Below are 19,780 nucleotides of genomic sequence, written 5' to 3'. Positions count from 1 at the left end.
TCCGCGGTCACGTTAGAAGCCGCCCCCGAAGACCGCGATCAGCAATCAGACAGTCACCATCCGTCACCTCCCCACCTCCGGCGCACCCGCCGTCCCCGCAGTGATCAAGAAGTTTGCGTCGGAATCGGCCCCGGACCTGACGCAAACTTCTTGATCACCGAGGCGGGCGGCGGGCCACCACCGGGGGTGGGGTCAGCGGCCGCCGGAGCGGCGGCGGCGGGACCGCTCGTAGTCCTGGAAGCGGGCCTTGGCGATCACCGACCGGTCGGCGTCGCGCAGCACCAGACCCTCCGACCGGCCGGGTACGCCGTCGAGCGCCACCAGCGTGTGCGGCAGGTGGTCGGTCAGGAACGCGTACGTCTTGTCCAGGTCGCGGGGCAGCTCGGCGGCGTCCACCGTGGCCGGTCGGGGAACCGTCGCCAGCCCGTACGCCTCGGCCCGGGTGAGCAGTTCCCGCTCGTCGAGCCAGCGCTGGCCGCCGCCGTCGCGCCAGCCGGCGAGCTGTTCCGGCGACCGGGCCAGCAGGTCGGCGTACCCGTCGAACTCGGCGATGTCGAAGAGCCGGTGGCCGACCCGGCGGCTGTCGGTGTAGTGCTTCGACGCGCCGGTCACCTTGCCGCCGTACACCTCCAGGTAGTAAACGGTGAACCGGTCGGCGGGGGCGTCCGCGCACAGCCGCTCGGCCAGCCCGCGCAGCGCCTCGACGATGCCCAACGCCGGGTTGGCGATCAGGTCGCCCCGGGCGTGCAGCAGTTCCTCGCGGCTGCCGATCAGGTACCGCCCGTCCGGGGTGAGGATGATCCGGCTGTTCGTGCCGTCTACCTTCTCGGTCAGGGTCACCGGCCCGGTGAACTCGACGACCTCCTCGCGCAGCCCGCCGTCCCGGGGTCGAGCGCGTGGTACGTCGGGATCGACGGGTACTTGGTCATCGAGTTGACCGCGCGCAGGTCGGCGCTGCGGATGTCGAAACTCGGCACTGGCGTTCCTCCCCGTGACGCCGCCGACGCCCGGCGGCGGGCCGCAGCGTATCGAAGGCCGTTCCGCCGGCGCCCACCCTTTTCCGCCCGCCGGGCGCCTGCCGACCGCGCCGGCGCCGCGCGGGGTACGGGGTGAGGCCCGCCACCCCGGCCCCGCACCGTCTGGGCCGTGCCCCCGGTGCCGGTCTACCGTCGTCCCGGGCTCGTCGCCGCCCGCCCGGAGCGGCTGCCTGCCCCGATCACTGTCGATCCCCCGAAGGACGGTCACATGCGCGCCACCGTGATCCACGGCCCGAACGACATCCGCGTCGAGGAGGTCCCCGACGCCGCCGTTCGCCACCGGACCGACGCGGTCGTCCGGGTGGTCACCGCCTGCATCTGCGGCAGCGACCTGTGGGCGTACCGGGGGGTGGCCAGCCGCCAGCCGGGGCAGCGCATCGGTCACGAGTTCCTGGGCGTGGTGGAGGCCACCGGCGCCGAGGTGACCTCGGTGCGCGTCGGTGACCTGGTGGTCGCCCCGTTCGTCTGGTCCGACGGGGTCTGCGACTTCTGCCGCGAGGGCCTGCACACCTCCTGCCCGCACGGCGGGTTCTGGGGCGAGCCGGGCTCGGACGGGGGGCAGGGCGAGGCCGTCCGCGTCCCGTACGCCGACGGCACCCTGGTGAAGCTCCCCGCCGAGGCCGCCGGCGACGAGCGGCTGCTCACCGCGCTGCTGGCACTGTCGGACGTGATGTCCACCGGCCACCACGCGGCGCTCGCCGCCCGGGTCCGCCCCGGCGCCACCGTCGCGGTCGTCGGCGACGGCGCGGTGGGGCTCTGCGGGGTGCTGGCCGCCCGGCGGCTCGGTGCCGAGCAGATCATCGCGCTGGGCCGGCACACCGCCCGCACCGACATCGCCCGGGCGTTCGGCGCCACCGACGTGGTCGCCGAGCGGGGCGACGCGGCGGTCGCCGCCGTCCGGGAACTCACCAAGGGCCAGGGCGCGCACGCCGTGCTGGAGGCCGTCGGCACCGAGGAGTCGATGCGTACGGCTATCTCGATCGCCCGCGACGGTGGCGCGGTCGGCTACGTCGGGGTGCCGCACGGGGGCAGCGCCGGCGTGGACATCGGCCAGATGTTCGGCCGCAACGTCGCCCTGGGCGGCGGGGTCGCCCCGGCCCGCGCCTACCTCCCGGAGCTGCTCGCCGACGTGCTCGACGGCACCATCGACCCGTCGCCGGTCTTCGACCGGACCGTCACCCTCGACGGGGTGCCCGACGGCTACCGGGCGATGGACGAGCGCACCGCGCTGAAGGTCCGCATCACCTTCTGAGCGCCACCACCGACGGTGACGACGCCGCCCCTGGTGGGCGGCGTCCGCCGTACCGTACGGTGCTCGCCGTGACCGCAGACGATCACTTTCCGACCGGCCCCGTGGCCGTGCTCGCCAACCCCACCGCGGGCCGGGGCCGGCACCGTGACCTGCTGCCCGCCCTGCTGGAGCGGCTGGCCACCGCCGGCCGCCCGGTCGAGCTGCTGACCGCGGGTACCCCGGCCGAGGCGGAGGCGGCGTGCCACGCCGCGGTCGCCGGCGGCGCGGGCGCGCTGATCGCCGTCGGTGGCGACGGCACCGTCCACCGGGCGTTGCAGGCGGTCGCCGGTACCGCGGTGCCGTTCGGCCCGGTCCCGGCCGGTACCGGCAACGACTTCGCGGCCGACAGCGGCTTCCCGGCCGACCCGCTGGGCGCGGTCGAGGTGATCGTCGCCGCGCTGCGCGAGGGGCGCACCCGGCCGGTCGACCTGGCCCGGATGACCGGGACGGACGGCGGCGACCGCTGGTACGGGGCGGTGCTCGCCGCCGGCTTCGACGCGATCGTCAACGAGCGGGCCAACCGGATGCGCTGGCCGCGCGGCCCCCGCCGCTACAACCTGGCGATCCTGATCGAGCTGGCCCGGCTGCGCCCGCGCCGCTACACGCTGCGCCTGGACGGCGACGTGCACGAGCTGGACGCGGTGCTGGTGGCGGTCGGCAACGGCGCCAGCTACGGCGGCGGGATGCGGATCTGCCCGGACGCCGACCCCACCGACGGGCTGCTGGACGTGGTGGTCGGCGGGCGGTTCGACCGGCGCACCCTGATGCGGGTCAAGCCGCGCATCTACCAGGGCACCCACGTGACGCACCCGCTGGTGCGCAGCTACCGGGCCCGCACGGTGGAGCTGGCCGCCGAGGGCATCACCACGTACGCCGACGGGGAACGCTCCCTCGACCTGCCGGTGCGGATCACCGCCGTGCCGGCGGCGGTGCGGTTGCTGCGCTGAGCTGGATGTCCGTGCCGGTGCCCACCGGGCCGGCCGGCGCGGCGGCCGGGCCCTCCGGTCGGTCGGCGGTGCGCGGCGTGCCGGCCCGCACGGCTCCGATGCTGGCGGCGACGACCAGGGCGATGGCGAGCACCTCCATCAGGTGCAGGTCCTGCCCGAGGACCAGCCAACCGGCGAGCGCGGCGAGCGCCGGGCCGAGGCTCATCAGCACCGCGAAGGTCGAGGTGGCCAGCCGGCGCAGCGCCAGCAGTTCGAGGGTGTAGGGCAGCACCGAGGCGAGCAGCGCCAGCCCGGCGCCGAGCGCCAGCACGGCCGGGTGCCACAGCCGCGTCCCGCCGTCGGCCAGCCCGAACGGCAGGGTGAGCAGGGCCGCGACCGTCATGGCCAGGGCCAGCCCGTCGGCCCGGGGGAACCGGCCGCCGACCCGGGCCGAGCAGACGATGTACGCCGCCCAGAGCGCCCCCGCGCCCAGCGCCAGGCCGGCGCCGACCGGGTTCAGCCGGTCGAACCCGCCCTGGCCGAGCAGCGCCACCCCGGCCAGCGCCAGGCCGGCCCAGCACCACGCGGTCCACCGGTGGGCGGTCAGCACCGACAGGGTGAGCGGCCCGAGCACCTCCAGGGTCACCGCCGGCCCCAGCGGGATCCGCTCGATGGCCTGGTAGAAAACCGAGTTCATGCCGGCCAGGGCGAGCCCGAACAGGACCACCGACGCCCAGTCGCCCCGGCCGTAGCCCCGCAGCCGGGGCCGGCACACCAGCAGCATGAGCAGCGCGCCGATGGTCAGCCGCAGCGTGACCGTGCCGGCCACCCCGGCCCGGGGGAAGAGCAGCGCGGCGACCGCCGAGCCGAAGTGCACCGACAGTGCGCCGCCGAGCACCAGCCCGACCGCCCCCACCTGGCCGGTTCCCCAGCGTCGCAGGATGCGGGCGGGCGTCGACGGGCGGGCCTGGGAGTCCATTCCCGCGACGCTAGTGCGCCCACCCGGTGAGCCCGCAGCCGGTGGCCCATGGCGTGCACACCCACACGCCGGCGGTGGCGCTCGCCGGTCCGCTGGCTCTTCATCTCGCTTTCCTGGCGGTTTCCCGCGCCCTCAAACACCGCCACGCCTCGGTTCTGGAGTGGATCATGCTCGCCGGTGCGGCGCCGCCGTCTCGCCGGAATGGCGGTCTACCGCCGCTGCGAACACCGCCAGACCGCCGGAACGGAGTGGATCATCCCCGCCGGCCGCGCCGCCGTCCCCGCCGGGACGGCGGTTCACCGCCGCCGCGAGCACCGCCAGGCCGCCGGACGGATCAGGCTGGCCGGTCGGCGCCGGCCAGCCGGTCCAGCCACTCGGCGAGCAGCGCCCGCTCGGCCGGGGTGAGGTCGCCGGCCAGTTGCGGCAGCGCCGCCCGCAGCGCGACGGCGTGGCGGACCGGCCGGTCGGGTGGGCGGACGGCGCGGGCGGCGGGGCTGTCGGCGCAGGTCGCCGTGACGACCGCCTCCCGAGTGGCGACCGACAGGCCCGGATCGCCGCCCTGGATCAGGGTGAGGGTGACGCCGCAGCTGGCCGCGTGGACCATCTCGGCCGCCCGGTCCACGTCGACGCGCAGCCGCCCCGACTCGGCCACCCGCACGACGAGCTGGCGGAAGATGTCGGCGGCCACCCGGGCGGCGGTGGGGCGCGCACCGGGGCGCGGATCGCCGTACATCAGGGTGTGGAAGGCCGGGTTGGCCACGCCGAACCCGACGTGCATGTCCCAGCCCCGGCGCAGGTCGTCCACCGGGTCGTCGGCCGGCTCGCGGGCGGCCTGCGCGTGCAGGTGCGCGGCGAAGCCGTAGCTGGCGGCGGCGTCGAGCAGGCCGCGCAGGTCGCCGAACTGGCGGTAGATGGTGGGGGCCTGCACCCCGGCGGCGCGGCTCACCGCGCGGGTGGAGACCGCCGCCCGACCGCCCTCGGCGAGCAGCGCGGCGGCGGCCCGCACGATCCGGTCCCGGGCCGACGTCTCGGTCACGATAGCGACGATAACCTCTCGGCGTTAGCGGCCGATGCTAACGTGATTATCAAGACCCTGTTAGCGCTGATATATCGCCGCAGGTCAGTCGCGCAGCGCCAGGTCGAGCACGGCGCCGAGGCCGTTCTCCCGGCCCGGATCGGCGCAGGGCAGCACCAGCACCGAGCAGCCGGCGTTGACCGCGCCGGCGTCGGCCGGGGTGTCGCCCACCATCAGCGTCCGCTCCGGGTCCACGCCCAGCATCCCGCAGGCGCGCAGGAAGATCCCCGGGTCCGGCTTGCAGCGCCCCACCTCGTACGACAGGGCGTACGCGTCGATCAGCCCGTCGAGACCCCAGGCGGCGAAGAGCGGCCGGAGGTCGAAGCCGATGTTGCTCACCACCGCCACCTTCACCCCCGCCTTGTGCAGCGCGCCCAGGGTGGCCTCGACGCCCGGATAGGGCACCCAGCCCTCCGGGACCAGCAGCCGCTCGTAGAGCGCCTCGGCGAAGCCCTCGATGCCGGCGTCCACCGTCTCGGCCAGCCCGGTGTAGGCCCCCCGGTGCGCGTACGGGTAGAGGTCCCGGTCGGCCCAGAGCTCGGCCAGCCGCGGCGGCACCCGCGCCGGCATCGGCCCGCCCGCCCGACCCGCGGTCAGCAGCCGGTCGGCCAGCGCGGTGGCCCGCATCCGCTCCAGCGTCACCCCGCAGGCGGCAGCCGCCTGGAGTACCCACTCGCGGGGCTCCTCCACCTGGGCCAGGGTGCCGTGGAAGTCGAACAGGACCGCCTCCACGGCGCGGCGGGGCGGACCCGGGCGGACGGCGTCGTCGGCGCCGCTCGGGACATGGGGCGGTTGGGCATGATCCGGCACGTCGTGCACCCTACCGACCCCCGCCGACCACCCCACCGGACGGCCTTGCCAGGTAGCCGTGCGGAGTACGCACTAATCTTGAGGACATGTCGAGCCCCGCAGAGCGGTACGCCGCGGCGCGCCGCCGGGCCGCGCAGGCCTCTCAGTTCCCGGCGCTGGACGAGTTCGCCCTCGATCTGGGGTTCGATCTCGACGACTTCCAGCGCGAGGCGTGCCAGGCCCTGGAACGGGGAAGCGGCGTACTCGTCTGCGCTCCGACCGGCGCCGGCAAGACCGTGGTCGGCGAGTTCGCCGTACACCTGGCCCTGCGGGGGACGCCCGCGCGGCCGCCGGCGGCCGACGGCGGCGAGCAGCCGCCCGCCCGGCGCAAGTGCTTCTACACCACGCCGATCAAGGCGCTGTCCAACCAGAAGTACCACGACCTCGTCGACCGGTACGGCGCGGAGCAGGTCGGCCTGCTCACCGGCGACAACGCGATCAACGGCGACGCCCCCGTGGTGGTGATGACCACCGAGGTGCTGCGCAACATGCTCTACGCCGGCTCGGCCACCCTGGAAGGCCTGGCCTACGTGGTGATGGACGAGGTGCACTACCTCGCCGACCGGTTCCGCGGCGGGGTCTGGGAAGAGGTGATCATCCACCTGCCCGCCTCGGTCACCCTGGTCTCGCTGTCGGCCACCGTCTCCAACGCCGAGGAGTTCGCCGACTGGCTGGTCACCGTGCGCGGCGAGACCGCGGTGGTGGTCAGCGAGCACCGGCCGGTGCCGCTGTGGCAGCACATGCTGGTCGGCAAGCGGATGTTCGACCTGTTCCACGACGCGGACGCGGCCCGCAAGCACGACGTGCACCCGGAGCTGCTGCGCTACACCCGCGACACGGTGCGCCGCCTGGAGCTGGGCGAGGGGCGCAGCGCCGGCCCCGGGGCCGGCCGGCGCGGTCCCCGCTGGCGCGGTCCGATGCGGCCGGACATCGTCGACCGGCTCGACCGCGAAGGGCTGCTCCCGGCGATCCTGTTCATCTTCAGCCGCGCCGGCTGCGCCGCCGCCGTGCAGCAGTGCCTCGCCGCCGGGCTGCGCCTCACCTCGCCCGAGGAGCGCGCCGAGATCCGCCGGGTGGTCGAGTCCCGGGTCACCGCCATCCCCGGCGAGGACCTGACGGTGCTGGGCTACTGGGAGTGGCTGGACGGGCTGGAGCGCGGCCTGGCCGCGCACCACGCCGGCATGCTGCCGGTGTTCAAGGAGGTCGTCGAGGAGCTGTTCGTCCGCGGCCTGGTCAAGGCGGTCTTCGCCACCGAGACCCTCGCGCTGGGCATCAACATGCCGGCCCGCTGCGTGGTGCTGGAACGGCTGGTCAAGTTCAACGGCGAGGCGCACGTCGACCTGACGCCGGGGGAGTACACGCAGCTCACCGGCCGGGCCGGCCGGCGCGGCATCGACGTCGAGGGGCACGCCGTCGTGGTGTGGTCCCCGGAGACCGACCCGCGGCACGTCGCCGGTCTCGCCTCCACCCGGACGTACCCGCTGCGCTCCAGCTTCCGGCCGTCGTACAACATGGCGGTCAACCTGGTCGGCACGGTGGGCGCGGAGCCCGCCCGGGCGCTGCTGGAGTCGTCGTTCGCGCAGTTCCAGGCGGACCGGTCGGTGGTCGGCCTGGCCCGGCAGGTGCAGCGCAACACCGAGACCATCGAGGCGTACGGCGTGGAGGCCGCCTGCCACCACGGCGACTTCGACGAGTACTTCGCGCTGCGGGTGGCGATCGCCGACCGCGAGCGGGCCATCGCCCGGCAGGGGCAGACCCAGCGCAAGGCGGCGGCGGTCGCCTCCCTGGAGCGGCTGCGGGTCGGCGACGTGATCCGGGTGCCGGCGGGCCGGCGGGCCGGGCTCGCCGTCGTCCTCGACCCGGCCACCGGCGGCTTCGGCGAGCCGCGCCCGCTGGTGCTCACCCAGGACCGCTGGGCCGGCCGGGTCAGCCCCGGCGACTTCACCACCCCGGCGGAGGTGCTCGCCCGCATCCGGGTGCCCAAGAACTTCAACCACCGCTCCCCGGGCGCCCGGCGCGACCTCGCCGCCGAGGTCAGCGGCACCGGCCTGGACCGGCACGGCGGTCGCCGCGGCGGCCGCTCCCGGCAGGCCGCCGGCGAGGACCACCGGCTCAGCCAGCTCCGCACCGAGCTGCGTAACCACCCCTGCCACGGCTGCCCGGACCGGGAGGAGCACGCCCGCTGGGCGGAGCGGAGCCGCCGGCTGGAGAAGGACACCGAGGAGCTGCGCCAGCGGGTGGCCGGCCGGACCGGCTCGCTGGCCCGCACGTTCGACCGGATCGTCGCGCTGCTCACCGCCCGGGGCTACCTCTCCGCCGACGGCGGGGTGACCGACGCCGGCCGGATGCTCGGCCGGATCTGGACCGAGGCCGACCTGCTGGTCGCCGAGTGCCTGCGTCGGGGCGTCTGGGACGGGCTCTCCCCGGCCGAGCTGGCCGCCGCCGTCTCGGTGGTCGTCTTCGAGGCCCGCCGCGACGTCGACGAGCGGGCCGGACTGCCCCGCGGCCCGGTCGCCGACGCGGTCGACGAGACGCTCAAGCTGTGGGGGGAGATCGAGGCCGACGAGGCCGGCCGGGGTCTCACCGTCACCCGTGAGCCGGACCTCGGCTTCGCCTGGCCGATCTACCGCTGGGCCCGGGGCGAGGCCCTGGCCAAGGTGCTGGCCAGCGGGCACGAGATCGACGGGGAGATGCCCGCCGGCGACTTCGTGCGCTGGTCCCGGCAGGTCGTCGACCTGCTCGGTCAGCTCGCCGACTCCGGTGGCGCCTCGGCCGACCTGCGGTCCACCGCGCGGCAGGCGATCGCCGCGGTCAACCGCGGCGTGCTGGCATACCACTTCTCCACCTGAGAACCCGCGGCGTCCGTCGCCCGTCCGGGCCCGCCCCGCCGGCCGCCCCGGCGGTGGTCAGGGCCGGTCGGCGAGGGCGTCGACCAGTCGCCGGCAGGAGCCGGCCAGGTTCCACCGCTGCGCCAGCTCCAGCAGCCGTTCCGGCTGCGCGGGCGCCGTCGGCAACGCGGTGGGCAGCGCCGGCAGCGGTACGTCCCGGGCCACCTCCACCACCTTCGGCGCGACGGCCAGGTAGCCCCGGGCCGCGTCCAGCTTGGTGCGCAGCCCCGGCGCGAAGCCGGAACCGGGCTCGTCCAGCGCGGCGAGGATGCCGGCGAGGCCGCCGTACCGCTCGATCAGCCGGGCGGCCGTCTTCTCACCCACCCCGGGCACGCCGGGCAGCCCGTCGCTCGGGTCGCCGCGCAGCGCGGCGAAGTCGGCGTACCGGTCGGCGGGCACCCCGTAGCGGGCGCGGACCGCCGCGTCGTCGCAGTCGTCCAGCTTGGCCACGCCCCGCCCGATGTAGAGCAGCCGCACCCCGCGCCCGTCGTCGACGAGCTGGAACAGGTCGCGGTCGCCGGAGACCACCTCCACCGGCGCGTCCTGGGTCACCGACAGCGTGCCGAGCACGTCGTCGGCCTCGTAGCCGGTCGCGCCGACCGCGGTGATGCCGATCGCCTCCAGCACCTCCAGGATCATCGGCACCTGCGGGGAGAGGGTGTCCGGCACCACCTCGCCGCCCTGCGGCGCCACCCGGTGCGCCTTGTACGACGGCAGCAGCTCCACCCGCCAGGCCGGCCGCCAGTCGTGGTCCAGTGCGCAGACCATCCGGTCGGGGCGGCGGGTGCGCACCAGTTGGGCGAGCATGTCGAGGAAGCCGCGGACGGCGTTGACCGGCTGGCCGTCCTCGGTCTTCGCGACCGACTCGGGAATGCCGAAGTAGGCCCGGAAGTAGAGACTCGGCGCGTCGATCAGCAGGATCGGGGGTCGCTGTGCCACGCCCGACAGCCTGTCACAGCCCTACGACGGGGTGGGGACCTGGCGTGCCGCGCCGGCCTGGTCGGCTCCGGTCCGGGCCCGCGCCGTCCCGCCGTGGCTCACCGCTCGTCGTCGTGGCGGTAGAGCGTCTCGCGACGGGCCACGTACTGCAGGGCGTAGCTGGCCAGCAGCAGCACGATCGCCAGCACCACCTCGACGCCGGCGAGGACGCCGTCGGCGACGGTCAGGCCGAGCCCGAGCAGCGCCAGCCCGAGCACGGCGAGGATGCCGGCCGCGAGCATCCGGCGACGCCGTGCCGCTGCGCGCTCCTGCGTCACCGTCCCCACCTTCCCATCCGTCACCTCCGGTCCAGGTTATCGGCGGCGACCGGCAGGCGGGCCGGTAATCCGGTGGCGGCCCGGGCCCGCACCGGCAGACTGCCGGCATGGCGTTCGTACCCGGCCTGACGCTCTGCCGCAGGTTCCACGATGAGATCCTCGCGCCGCTGCTGGCGCGGCGCTGTCCCGGGTTGGCCTATGCCGCCGGCCTGCTCGACGGCGGCTCGGAACTGCTCGGGCTGGACACGCCCCGCTCCACCGACCACGACTGGGGTCCGCGGGCCCAACTCTTCGTCGCCGACGCCGCAGACGTCGCGCCGGTCCGAGCCGCGCTGGACGTCGGCCTGCCGGCGCAGTTCCTGGGCTGGCCGACCCGGTTCGTCGGCGGTCCCGGCACCCGCCTGGGGGTGGTGGACGCGGCCGGTGACCGACACGGGGTCGGCGTGGACGAACTCGGCGGCTGGCTACGGGGCCGGCTCGGTTTCGACCCGGCCGCCGGGATCACCACGGAGGACTGGCTGTCGCTGCCGAGCCAGCGACTGGCCGAGCTGACCGGCGGGGCGGTCTTCCATGACGGGCTCGGCGGGGCGCTGCGCGCTGCCCGGGCCCGGCTGGCCTGGTACCCGGACGACGTGTGGCGCCACGTTCTGAGCGCCGCCTGGACCCGGATCGGCCAGTGCGAGCACCTGGCCGGGCGGTGCGCCGAGGTCGGCGACGAGCTGGGCAGCCGAATGGTCACCGCCGGGTTGGCCCGCGACCTGATGCGCCTCGGGCTGCTGCTGCACCGCCGCTGGCCCCCGTACGACAAGTGGCTCGGCACCGTCTTCGCCCAGCTGCCGCAGGCGCCGCCGGTGGTGGCCGCGTTGACCGACGCCCTCGGGCCGGCCGGCTGGACGGCGCGGGAGGCCGGGCTCGGCCGGGCCCTGGAGACCCTCGCGGACTGGACGAACGGCATGGGCCTCGCCGCGCCGGTCGACCCCCGGGTGCGGCCCTTCCACGGCCGGCCGTTCCTGGTGCTGGACGCCGGCCGGTTCGCCACCGCGTTGCGCGCCGCGATCGGTGACCCGGCGCTGCGCGGGCGTCCGCCGGTCGGCGCCGTCGACCAGTACGTCGACAACGTGGACGTGCTCACCCACCCGGAGCGGGTCCGCCGGCTCGCGGCGGCCCTGCCGCTGCGCTGACCCCCCCCGTCACCGAGCGCCGAGGACCTCCCGGCGATCGACGCCGTCCACCCGCAGGTCGGTGAAGTCCCGCAGCCGGCGTACGGGCGAGCGGAGCAGGGCCAGCGGCGCGCACACCGCGGCGGCGGCGAAGACGAACAGGGTGCCCCGCGCGCCGACGACACCGGCGAGAGCGCCGGCGACCAGCCCGCCGACGGGGATCGCGCCCCAGGAGACGAAGCGGACGGTGGCCATCACCCGGGAGAGCAGCTCGGGCGGGCTGGCCGTCTGCCGGTAGGTGCGGGTGGTCACGCTGAGCACCACCACGCTGCCGGCGAAGACCACGTTGCCGACGGCGAACGCCAGGTACGCCGGCCAGCCGACCCCGAGCGGGACGACGAACGCGCCGGCGACGGAGACCACGCAGGCGACCAGGACCGACCGGGCGGTGCCCCACCGGCCGGTGATCCAGGGGGTCAGCGCGGCGCCCACCAGCGACCCGACGCCCTCCACGGCGAGCAGCACGCCGACCAGCACGGCCGGGGCGTGCAGCTCGCGGACGAGGTAGAGCGGGTAGACCGCGAGCTGCGCCCCGCAGACGAAGTTCACCGCGGTGGCGGTCCACATGGTCGGGCCCATCACCGGGTGGCGGGTCACGTACCGCCAGCCCTCGCCGATCATCTGGCGGATCGGGGGCCACCGGTCGGGTGCGTCCGCGCGGCGGGCCGGCAGCGAGCGCAGCAGCGCCGCGGAGACGAGGTAGCTGGCCGCGTCGACCAGCACCGTCGGCACCGCGCCGAGGGCCTGCACCGCGAGCCCGCCCAGCGCGGGACCGCTGAGCTGGGTGGCGGCGTGCGTGGCCGAGGTCAGGCTGTTGCGGGCGTGCAGCTGCTCGCGGCCGACGATGGCCGGCAGGAAGGTGGAGTTGGCGACGTCGAAGAGCACGTTGGCGAAGCTGACCACCAGCGCCACCACGACCAGTTGGGCGACGGTCAGCCATCCCCACCACCAGGCCAGCGGGATGGACGCCACCGCGACGGCGCGGGCCAGGTCGGCGCCGACCTGCGCGCCGCGCAGCGGCAACCGCTGCACGATGACCCCGGCGGGCAGCCCGATCACCAGCCAGGCCACGTAGCCGGCGGCGGCGACCAGGCCCATCTCGAAGGCGGTCGCGTCCAGCACGGTCAGCGCGGTCAGCGGCAGCGCCACCCCGCCGACCGCCGACCCGACCAGGCTGGTCGTGCCGGCGGCCCACCAGCGCCAGAACACTCCGGCTCCCTGCTCGACGGTCATGACCGTCAACCCCCGTCCCCGAGCCAGTGAGTTCCAATCTGGAACGGACTATAGTCGACGGCGGACCGAGCGAGGGGGTGGGTGGGATGAGGCGGACGGACCTCGCCGACGCCGACTGCGGCATCGCCCAGGCCCTCGGCGTGCTGGGCGACTGGTGGACGTTCCTGATCGTGCGCGACGTCGCCGGCGGCACCACCCGCTTCGACGCGCTCCAGCGCGAGCTGGGGGTCAGCCGCCGGGCGCTGACCGAACGACTCGCCGCGCTGGTCGAGCACGGGGTGCTGCGCCGGGAGGCGTACTCGGACCACCCGCCGCGCCACGACTACCTGCTCACCCCGAAGGGGGAGGGACTGCTGCCGGTGCTGGTCGCCCTGCAGGACTGGGGCAGCCGGCACGTGATGGGCGACGGGGCCCTCACCGCGACCGCACGCGCCGACTCCGCCGAGGCCCGCCGGGTGCGCCAGCTCGTCGGCCGCCGGCTGCCGGCGGTCACGCTGCCCCGGCACGACGGCGGCGACGAGCCGGCGGCCGTGCCGGGCCGCTGGACGGTGCTCTACCTCTTCCCCGGCGCGTTCGCCCCTGGCGACCAGGGACTTCCGCCGGGCTGGGGGGACATCCCCGGTGCCGTCGGGTGCACGCTGGAGGCCCGCACGTACGCCGACCGGCACGAGCTCATCCGGGCCGCCGGCGCCGAGGTGCGGGGCGTGAGCACCCAGCGCCCGGACCAGTTGCGGGCCTTCGCCGGGTACGCCCGGCTGCCGTACCCGCTCCTGTCCGACCAGGACGGGCGGCTCGCGGCGGGGCTGCTGCTGCCGACGTTCCGGGCCGGCGGGGTGGACCGGTTCAAGCGGCTCACCCTGCTGGTCGACCCCGATGCCGTGGTCCGCGCGGTGCAGTTCCCGGTGACCGACCCGGCCGGCTCGGTGGCGGAGATGGTGGAGCTGGTCCATCAGTCGTGCGGGCGCCCGTCGCCGCACTGACCCGGGTACGCCCGAGCGCACCCGCCCAGCTCCGTCCCCGCCACCCCGGCCCAGCTCACCCCGGTTCGCTCTCCCATGCGGGCCGCTCGCCCAATGGGCATACTTGCGCGGTTGATGTTGTCGCCGGGACGGCTCCGCCCGTGCCCGGCGGCTCGGCGATGGGGGCGAGTGGTGGTCGAACAGACGGTGCCGCGGCGACGCGAGACGGCGGGCAGCGCCGGCGGGCCGATGGCCGATCCGGGCCTGCGGCAGCTGCTGGCGGGCCTGACGGCGGTGCGGGACGGCGACTTCGGCACCCGGCTGCCCGAGGACGCCGACGGGCTGCTCGGCGAGATCGCCACCGTCTTCAACGGCATGGTGGACCAGTTGTCGCTGTTCACCTCCGAGGTGACCCGGGTGGCCCGGGAGGTCGGCACCGAGGGCCAGCTCGGCGGTCAGGCCGAGGTGCCCGGCGTCTCCGGCACCTGGAAGGACCTCACCGACTCGGTCAACGCGATGGCCGGCAACCTCACCGACCAGGTCCGCGACATCGCCGAGGTGGCCACCGCCGTGGCGCGGGGCGACCTGTCGCAGAAGATCACGGTCGACGTGCGCGGCGAGATCCTCGAACTGAAGATCACCATCAACACGATGGTGGACCAGCTGTCGTCGTTCGCCGACGAGGTGACCCGGGTCGCCCGGGAGGTGGGCAGCGAGGGCCGCCTCGGCGGCCAGGCCGAGGTGCCCGGTGTCGCCGGCACCTGGCGCGACCTCACCGACTCGGTGAACTTCATGGCCGGCAACCTGACCAGCCAGGTCCGCAACATCGCCCAGGTCACCACCGCCGTGGCCCGGGGCGATCTGTCGCAGAAGATCACCGTCGACGCCCGCGGCGAGATCCTGGAGCTGAAGAGCACCATCAACACGATGGTGGACCAGCTGTCGTCGTTCGCCGACGAGGTCACCCGGGTCGCCCGGGAGGTCGGCACCGACGGGCGCCTCGGCGGCCAGGCCCAGGTCAGTGGCGTCGCCGGCACCTGGCGCGACCTCACCGACTCGGTCAACTCGATGGCCGGCAACCTCACCGACCAGGTGCGCAGCATCGCCCAGGTGGCCACGGCGGTGGCCCGGGGCGACCTGTCGCAGAAGATCACCGTCACCGCGCACGGCGAGATCCTGGAGCTGAAGAGCACCATCAACACGATGGTGGACCAACTGTCGTCCTTCGCCGACGAGGTCACCCGGGTCGCCCGCGAGGTGGGCACCGAGGGCCGCCTCGGCGGCCAGGCCGACGTGAAGGGCGTCTCCGGCACCTGGAAGGACCTCACCGAGTCGGTCAACGTCATGGCCGACAACCTCACCGCGCAGGTGCGCAGCATCGCGGAGGTCACCACCGCGGTCGCCAAGGGTGACCTGACGCAGAAGATCCGGGTCGACGCGCGTGGGGAGATCCTGGCGCTGAAGGAGACCATCAACACGATGGTCGACCAGCTCTCCGCGTTCGCCGACGAGGTGACCCGGGTGGCGCGCGAGGTGGGCACCGAGGGGCGGCTCGGCGGTCAGGCCCGGGTCTCCAACGTGGGCGGCACCTGGAAGGACCTGACCGACAACGTCAACGAGATGGCCAACAACCTCACCAACCAGGTGCGCTCGATCGCGCTGGTCGCCACCGCCGTCGCCCAGGGCGACCTGAGCCGGCAGATCACCGTCGAGGCCAAGGGTGAGGTCGCCGTCCTGGCCCAGACCATCAACACGATGGTCGGCACGCTGAGCGCCTTCGCCGACGAGGTGACCCGGGTGGCGCGCGAGGTGGGCACCGAGGGACGCCTCGGCGGTCAGGCCCGGGTGCCGAACGTCGCGGGCACCTGGAAGGACCTCACCGACAACGTCAACTCGATGGCGAACAACCTCACCGGCCAGGTCCGCAACATCGCCCAGGTCACCACGGCGGTGGCGCAGGGCGACCTGACCAAGAAGATCGACGTCGACGCCCGCGGCGAGATCCTGGAACTGAAGACCACCATCAACACGATGGTCGACCAGCTCTCCAGCTTCGCCGCCGAGGTCACCCGGGTGGCCCGGGAGGTGGGCAGCGAGGGCCGCCTCGGCGGTCAGGCCGAGGTCGAGGGCGTCTCCGGCACCTGGAAGCGGCTCACCGAGAACGTCAACGAGCTGGCCGGCAACCTGACCCGCCAGGTGCGGGCGATCGCCGAGGTGACCAGCGCCGTCGCCACCGGCGACCTGACCCGGTCCATCACGGTGGACGCCCCGGGCGAGGTCGGCGAGCTGAAGGACAACATCAACTCGATGGTGGAGTCGCTGCGCGAGACCACCCGCACCAACCAGGAACAGGACTGGCTCAAGACCAACCTAGCCCGCATCTCGGGGCTCATGCAGGGCCACCGCGACCTCGAGGTGGTCGCCGGTCTGGTGATGAACGAGCTGGCGCCCCTGGTCTCCGCGCAGCTCGGCACGTTCCTGCTGGTCGACGACCTCGCCGAGGGCAGGGCGCTGCGGGTCGTCGGCGGCTACGGGCACGACGCCACCCGGCGCCGCTACGCCCTCGGCGACTCCCTCGTCGGCCAGGTGGCGGTGAGCAAGCGGGCCATCGTGGTCGACGCGGTGCCGGCCGACTACGTGACCGTCTCGTCCAGCCTGGGGGCCGCCGCCCCGCTGCACCTGGTGGTGCTGCCGGTGCTCTTCGAGGACCAGGTGCTCGGCGTTATCGAGCTGGCCAGCATGAGCCGGTTCACCGACACCCAGCGCGACTTCCTCGACCAGCTCACCGAGACCATCGGGGTGAACGTCAACACCATCGTCGCCAATGCCCGTACCGACATCCTCCTCACCGAGTCCCAGCGCCTCGCGGCCGAGCTGCGGACCCGGTCGGAGGAGCTGCAGGCCCGCTCCGAGGAGCTGCAGCGCTCCAACGCCGAGCTGGAGGACAAGGCGGCGCTGCTGGCCCGGCAGAACCACGACATCGAGACGAAGAACTCCGAGATCGAGCAGGCCCGCCAGGAGCTGGAGGCGCGCGCCCAGCAGCTCGCGCTCGCCTCGAAGTACAAGTCCGAGTTCCTGGCCAACATGAGCCACGAGCTGCGGACCCCGCTGAACTCGCTGCTGATCCTGGCCCAGCTGCTCGCGCAGAACCCGAACCGCAACCTGACCAGCAAGCAGGTCGAGTACGCCACCGTCATCCACTCCGCCGGCACCGACCTGTTGCAGCTCATCAACGACATCCTCGACCTGTCGAAGGTCGAGGCCGGCAAGATGGACATCAACCCGGAGACCTTCGACCTGTCGGTCCTGCGCGACTACGTCGACGCCACCTTCCGCCCGCTGACCACGCCACGCGGGCTGGAGCTGGACATCGTCACCGGCCCGGACGTGCCCACCACCCTGCACACCGACGAGCAGCGGCTGCGCCAGGTGCTGCGCAACCTGGTCTCCAACGCGGTCAAGTTCACCAAGCAGGGCAGCGTGCAGCTGCGCATCGAGCGGGCCCGGCCGGACGAGCTGCCCGGCGGCGTCGAGCCGGCGGAGACCGTCATCGCGTTCCGGGTCATCGACACCGGCATCGGCATCGCCGAGCAGCACCTGACCGCCATCTTCGACGCCTTCCAGCAGGCCGACGGCACCACCAGCCGCCGGTACGGGGGCACCGGCCTCGGCCTGTCCATCAGCCGCGAGATCGCCCACCTGCTGGGCGGCCGGATCACCGCGCAGAGCGTCCTGGGCCAGGGCAGCACCTTCACCCTCTACCTGCCCGCCACCGTCGTCGGGCCGTACGGCGTCGAGGCCGCCGGCCCGGTCGGCGGTCACCTGACCGCCCCGGCCGAGCCGGACACCTACCGGCGTGCCGAGCAGCGGCGCCTGCTGGTGCTCGAGGAACACGACAAGGGACTGCTCACCATGCTGGCCCAGGGCGTCGCGGCGGGGCCGGCGGAGCACGCGGTCGACGTGTCCACGGCGGTGGACACGGCCTCGGCGATCGAGGCGCTCACCGCGCACCGGTACCACCTGCTGGTGCTGCACCTGGACATGTCCGTCGAGGGCGGGACGGCCCTGCTCAAGGCGCTCGACGACCACCCGGACCTGCACCGCCTGCCGGTGCTGGCCTACCTCGGGCAGCCGTTGACCGCCGGCCAGGAGACGCTGCTCCAGGCCATCGGCAAGGACCGGCCGGTGGAGGTGCTGCGCAGCCTGGACGACCTGCGCGAGCGAATCGCCCTGCACCTGTCGGCGGAGAGCCCCGAGCGGGTCGTGCCGCTCACGTCCCCCACCGCCGACCCCGCACTGGCCGGGGACGCGTTCGCCGCGGCGCTGACCGGGCGCAAGGTCCTGGTCGTCGACGACGACGCCCGCAACGTCTTCGCGCTGACCAACATCCTGGAACTGCACGGCATCGACGTCGTCTACGCCGAGAACGGCCGCAAGGGCATCGAGACGCTGATGCGCCACGACGACATCGACCTGGTGCTGATGGACGTGATGATGCCGGAGATGGACGGGTACGCCGCCACGGCGGCGATCCGGGCCATGCCCCGCTACGCCGAGCTGCCGATCATCGCCGTCACCGCCAAGGCGATGCACGGCGACCGGGAGAAGAGCATCTCCTCGGGCGCCAGCGACTACGTCACCAAGCCGGTCGACGCAGACGACCTGCTGCGCTGCATCCAGCGCTGGCTCAGCAGCTGACGCCGCCGTCCGCCTCCCGGGACCCCGTGCCCCGGGAGGCGGACGTTTCCCCGACGCTCCCGTCCGGCCCCGCCACCGGCCCTAGCATCGGATCCAGTCGGCGGGACGGACGGGTGGTGGCGCCGTGCGGTTCTCAACGCGCGGCCCGGCGGCCCGGATGGCGCGGGACCATCCGGCCACCACCTTCGAGATCTTCTTCGACCTCGTCTTCGTCTTCGCGCTCACCCGGATCATCGCGTTCATGGGGCAGCCGCCGTCCCCGCAGTCCATGGCGCGGGGGCTGCTCCTGCTGGTGCTGCTCTGGTTCTCCTGGTCGTCGTACGCGTGGTTGGGCAACCAGACACCGGCGGACGTCGGCGTGGTCCGCGCGGGTGTCCTGGCCGCCATGGCCGCGCTCTTCGTCGCCGCCCTGGTCATGCCGCAGGCCTGGTCGTCCGGTCCGGGCCTCGACGGTCCGCTGCTGCTGGCGCTGGCCTACGTGCTGCTGCGGGTGGTGCACCTGGCGCTCTACTACTGGTCGGCGGCGGCGACGCCGGGCCTGCGGGCCCGGATCCGGATCTTCGCGGCGGTCAGCGCCGTGGGCTGGCTGCCGCTCGTGCTCGGCGCGCTGCTCGGCGGTACGGCAGAGTCGGTGCTCTGGGTGCTGGCCTTCGCGGTGGAGGTCGGCGGGCAGCGGCTCGCCCATCTTCTCCGCGGCGGCTGGCCGCTGCGCAACCCGCACCACTTCGCCGAACGGCACGGGCTGGTCCTGATCATCGCGCTGGGCGAGTCGCTGGTCGCCGCCGGTGTCGGCGCCGGATCGGCGGTGACCCGGCCGCCGGTGCTCGGCGCGGCGCTGGTCGGGCTCTCGGTGACCGTCTGCCTGTGGTGGCTCTACTTCGACCACGTCGCGCCCGCCGCCGAGCGGAGCCTCGACCTGTCGACGGGGGACCGCCGGGACCGGATCGCCAGCGACGCCTACAGCCTCTCCCACCTGCTGCTGGTCATCGGTGTCATCTACGTCGCGCTCGGCGTCGAGCAGGTGCTGATGCTCGTCGCCGGCGGGCACGGCGCGCCGCCGGCCGCCGGGTCGATGAGCTGGCCCGGCGTCACCGCCCTGTACGGCGGGACGGCCTTGTTCCTGGTCGGGCGGCTACTCTTCCGGCGGTTCTCGGCGCACCAGGTGCGCCGGGCCCAGGTGGCCCTCGTCGGCGTCATCCTGGCGCTGCTGCCGCTCGGTCGGGCCCTGCCCGCGGTGGCGGCGCTCGGCCTGCTCGCCGTGGTCCTCCTGGTCGCCGCCGTGCAGGAGCGGCGACGGCAACGCGCCCGGCCCGGGTCGGGTGACGCCGAACCGGCGACCGACTCCCTGGAGCGCCCAAACGACCGTTAA

Annotated in this window: 15 protein-coding genes; 7 read left to right on the top strand and 8 right to left on the bottom strand. The window is 74.4% G+C overall.

Going from position 1 to position 19,780, the window contains the following annotated elements:
• Positions 1 to 192: 192 nt before the first annotated feature.
• Both GA0074696_RS18370 and GA0074696_RS31425 read right to left on the bottom strand, forming a co-directional pair.
• Positions 193 to 840 (bottom strand): RNA ligase family protein, encoded by a 648-nt coding sequence (locus tag GA0074696_RS18370; protein WP_197700744.1) that lies wholly within the window; start codon positions 838 to 840, stop codon positions 193 to 195.
• Positions 837 to 977 carry a hypothetical protein gene (locus GA0074696_RS31425; protein WP_197700743.1) on the bottom strand — a complete coding sequence of 47 codons (141 nt, stop codon included), beginning with the start codon at positions 975 to 977 and terminating at the stop codon, positions 837 to 839. The genes GA0074696_RS18370 and GA0074696_RS31425 overlap by 4 nt, the downstream gene beginning before the upstream one ends.
• 268 nt (positions 978 to 1,245) lie before the next feature.
• Between GA0074696_RS31425 and GA0074696_RS18365 the strand changes: the two genes are divergently transcribed.
• Positions 1,246 to 2,289: a zinc-dependent alcohol dehydrogenase family protein gene (locus tag GA0074696_RS18365; protein ID WP_088962235.1), complete on the top strand. Its 1,044-nt coding sequence runs from the start codon at positions 1,246 to 1,248 to the stop codon at positions 2,287 to 2,289.
• Between the two features lie 59 nt (positions 2,290 to 2,348).
• Positions 2,349 to 3,275 (top strand): diacylglycerol kinase family protein, encoded by a 927-nt coding sequence (locus GA0074696_RS18360; RefSeq protein ID WP_088962234.1) that lies wholly within the window; start codon positions 2,349 to 2,351, stop codon positions 3,273 to 3,275.
• On the opposite strand, the gene GA0074696_RS18355 is transcribed toward GA0074696_RS18360, so the two are convergent.
• From GA0074696_RS18355 to GA0074696_RS18345, 3 genes are all read right to left on the bottom strand, one after another.
• Entirely contained in the window at positions 3,238 to 4,233 is a 996-nt protein-coding gene (locus tag GA0074696_RS18355; RefSeq protein ID WP_088962233.1) for an EamA family transporter, read from the bottom strand. The two genes, GA0074696_RS18360 and GA0074696_RS18355, sit on opposite strands and share 38 nt — an antisense overlap.
• Before the next feature lie 334 nt (positions 4,234 to 4,567).
• A complete protein-coding gene (locus GA0074696_RS18350) occupies positions 4,568 to 5,269 on the bottom strand; it encodes a TetR/AcrR family transcriptional regulator (RefSeq protein WP_197700742.1) in 702 nt (233 codons plus the stop codon).
• Positions 5,270 to 5,353: 84 nt separating this feature from the next.
• Complete coding sequence (locus GA0074696_RS18345) at positions 5,354 to 6,040, bottom strand: HAD family hydrolase (RefSeq protein WP_172894675.1); 687 nt, start codon at positions 6,038 to 6,040, stop codon at positions 5,354 to 5,356.
• Positions 6,041 to 6,204: 164 nt separating this feature from the next.
• Here GA0074696_RS18345 and GA0074696_RS18340 point away from each other — a divergent pair, with 164 nt between their 5' ends.
• Entirely contained in the window at positions 6,205 to 9,006 is a 2,802-nt protein-coding gene (locus tag GA0074696_RS18340) for a DEAD/DEAH box helicase (RefSeq protein WP_088962232.1), read from the top strand.
• A gap of 57 nt (positions 9,007 to 9,063) precedes the next feature.
• Here GA0074696_RS18340 and GA0074696_RS18335 read toward each other — a convergent pair whose 3' ends face one another.
• Positions 9,064 to 9,984 (bottom strand): 5'-3' exonuclease, encoded by a 921-nt coding sequence (locus GA0074696_RS18335; RefSeq protein ID WP_088962231.1) that lies wholly within the window; start codon positions 9,982 to 9,984, stop codon positions 9,064 to 9,066.
• A 98-nt stretch (positions 9,985 to 10,082) separates the two neighbouring features.
• Positions 10,083 to 10,301, bottom strand: coding sequence for a hypothetical protein (locus tag GA0074696_RS18330; RefSeq protein WP_231925063.1), 219 nt, complete (start codon positions 10,299 to 10,301; stop codon positions 10,083 to 10,085).
• Between the two features lie 107 nt (positions 10,302 to 10,408).
• On the opposite strand from GA0074696_RS18330, the gene GA0074696_RS18325 reads away from it, so the two are divergent.
• A complete protein-coding gene (locus GA0074696_RS18325) occupies positions 10,409 to 11,482 on the top strand; it encodes a DUF4037 domain-containing protein (protein WP_088962229.1) in 1,074 nt (357 codons plus the stop codon).
• A gap of 9 nt (positions 11,483 to 11,491) precedes the next feature.
• On the opposite strand, the gene GA0074696_RS18320 is transcribed toward GA0074696_RS18325, so the two are convergent.
• Positions 11,492 to 12,754 carry an MFS transporter gene (locus GA0074696_RS18320; RefSeq protein ID WP_088962228.1) on the bottom strand — a complete coding sequence of 421 codons (1,263 nt, stop codon included), beginning with the start codon at positions 12,752 to 12,754 and terminating at the stop codon, positions 11,492 to 11,494.
• An 86-nt stretch (positions 12,755 to 12,840) separates the two neighbouring features.
• Here GA0074696_RS18320 and GA0074696_RS18315 point away from each other — a divergent pair, with 86 nt between their 5' ends.
• The 3 genes from GA0074696_RS18315 (at position 12,841) to GA0074696_RS18305 (ending at position 19,780) form a co-directional block, all read left to right on the top strand.
• Positions 12,841 to 13,734, top strand: a complete 894-nt coding sequence (locus GA0074696_RS18315) for a winged helix-turn-helix transcriptional regulator (protein ID WP_088962227.1) — start codon at positions 12,841 to 12,843, stop codon at positions 13,732 to 13,734.
• A 228-nt stretch (positions 13,735 to 13,962) separates the two neighbouring features.
• Positions 13,963 to 18,411, top strand: a complete 4,449-nt coding sequence (locus GA0074696_RS18310; RefSeq protein WP_088964660.1) for a HAMP domain-containing protein — start codon at positions 13,963 to 13,965, stop codon at positions 18,409 to 18,411.
• 124 nt (positions 18,412 to 18,535) lie between these two features.
• On the top strand, positions 18,536 to 19,780 hold the full coding sequence (locus GA0074696_RS18305) for a low temperature requirement protein A (RefSeq protein ID WP_231925062.1): 1,245 nt from the start codon (positions 18,536 to 18,538) through the stop codon (positions 19,778 to 19,780).

It is taken from the genome of Micromonospora purpureochromogenes, assembly GCF_900091515.1.
GTDB lineage: Bacteria > Actinomycetota > Actinomycetes > Mycobacteriales > Micromonosporaceae > Micromonospora > Micromonospora purpureochromogenes.
The sequence above is the reverse complement of the archived record's forward strand: the minus strand, read 5'-3'. Positions and strand labels throughout refer to the sequence as shown.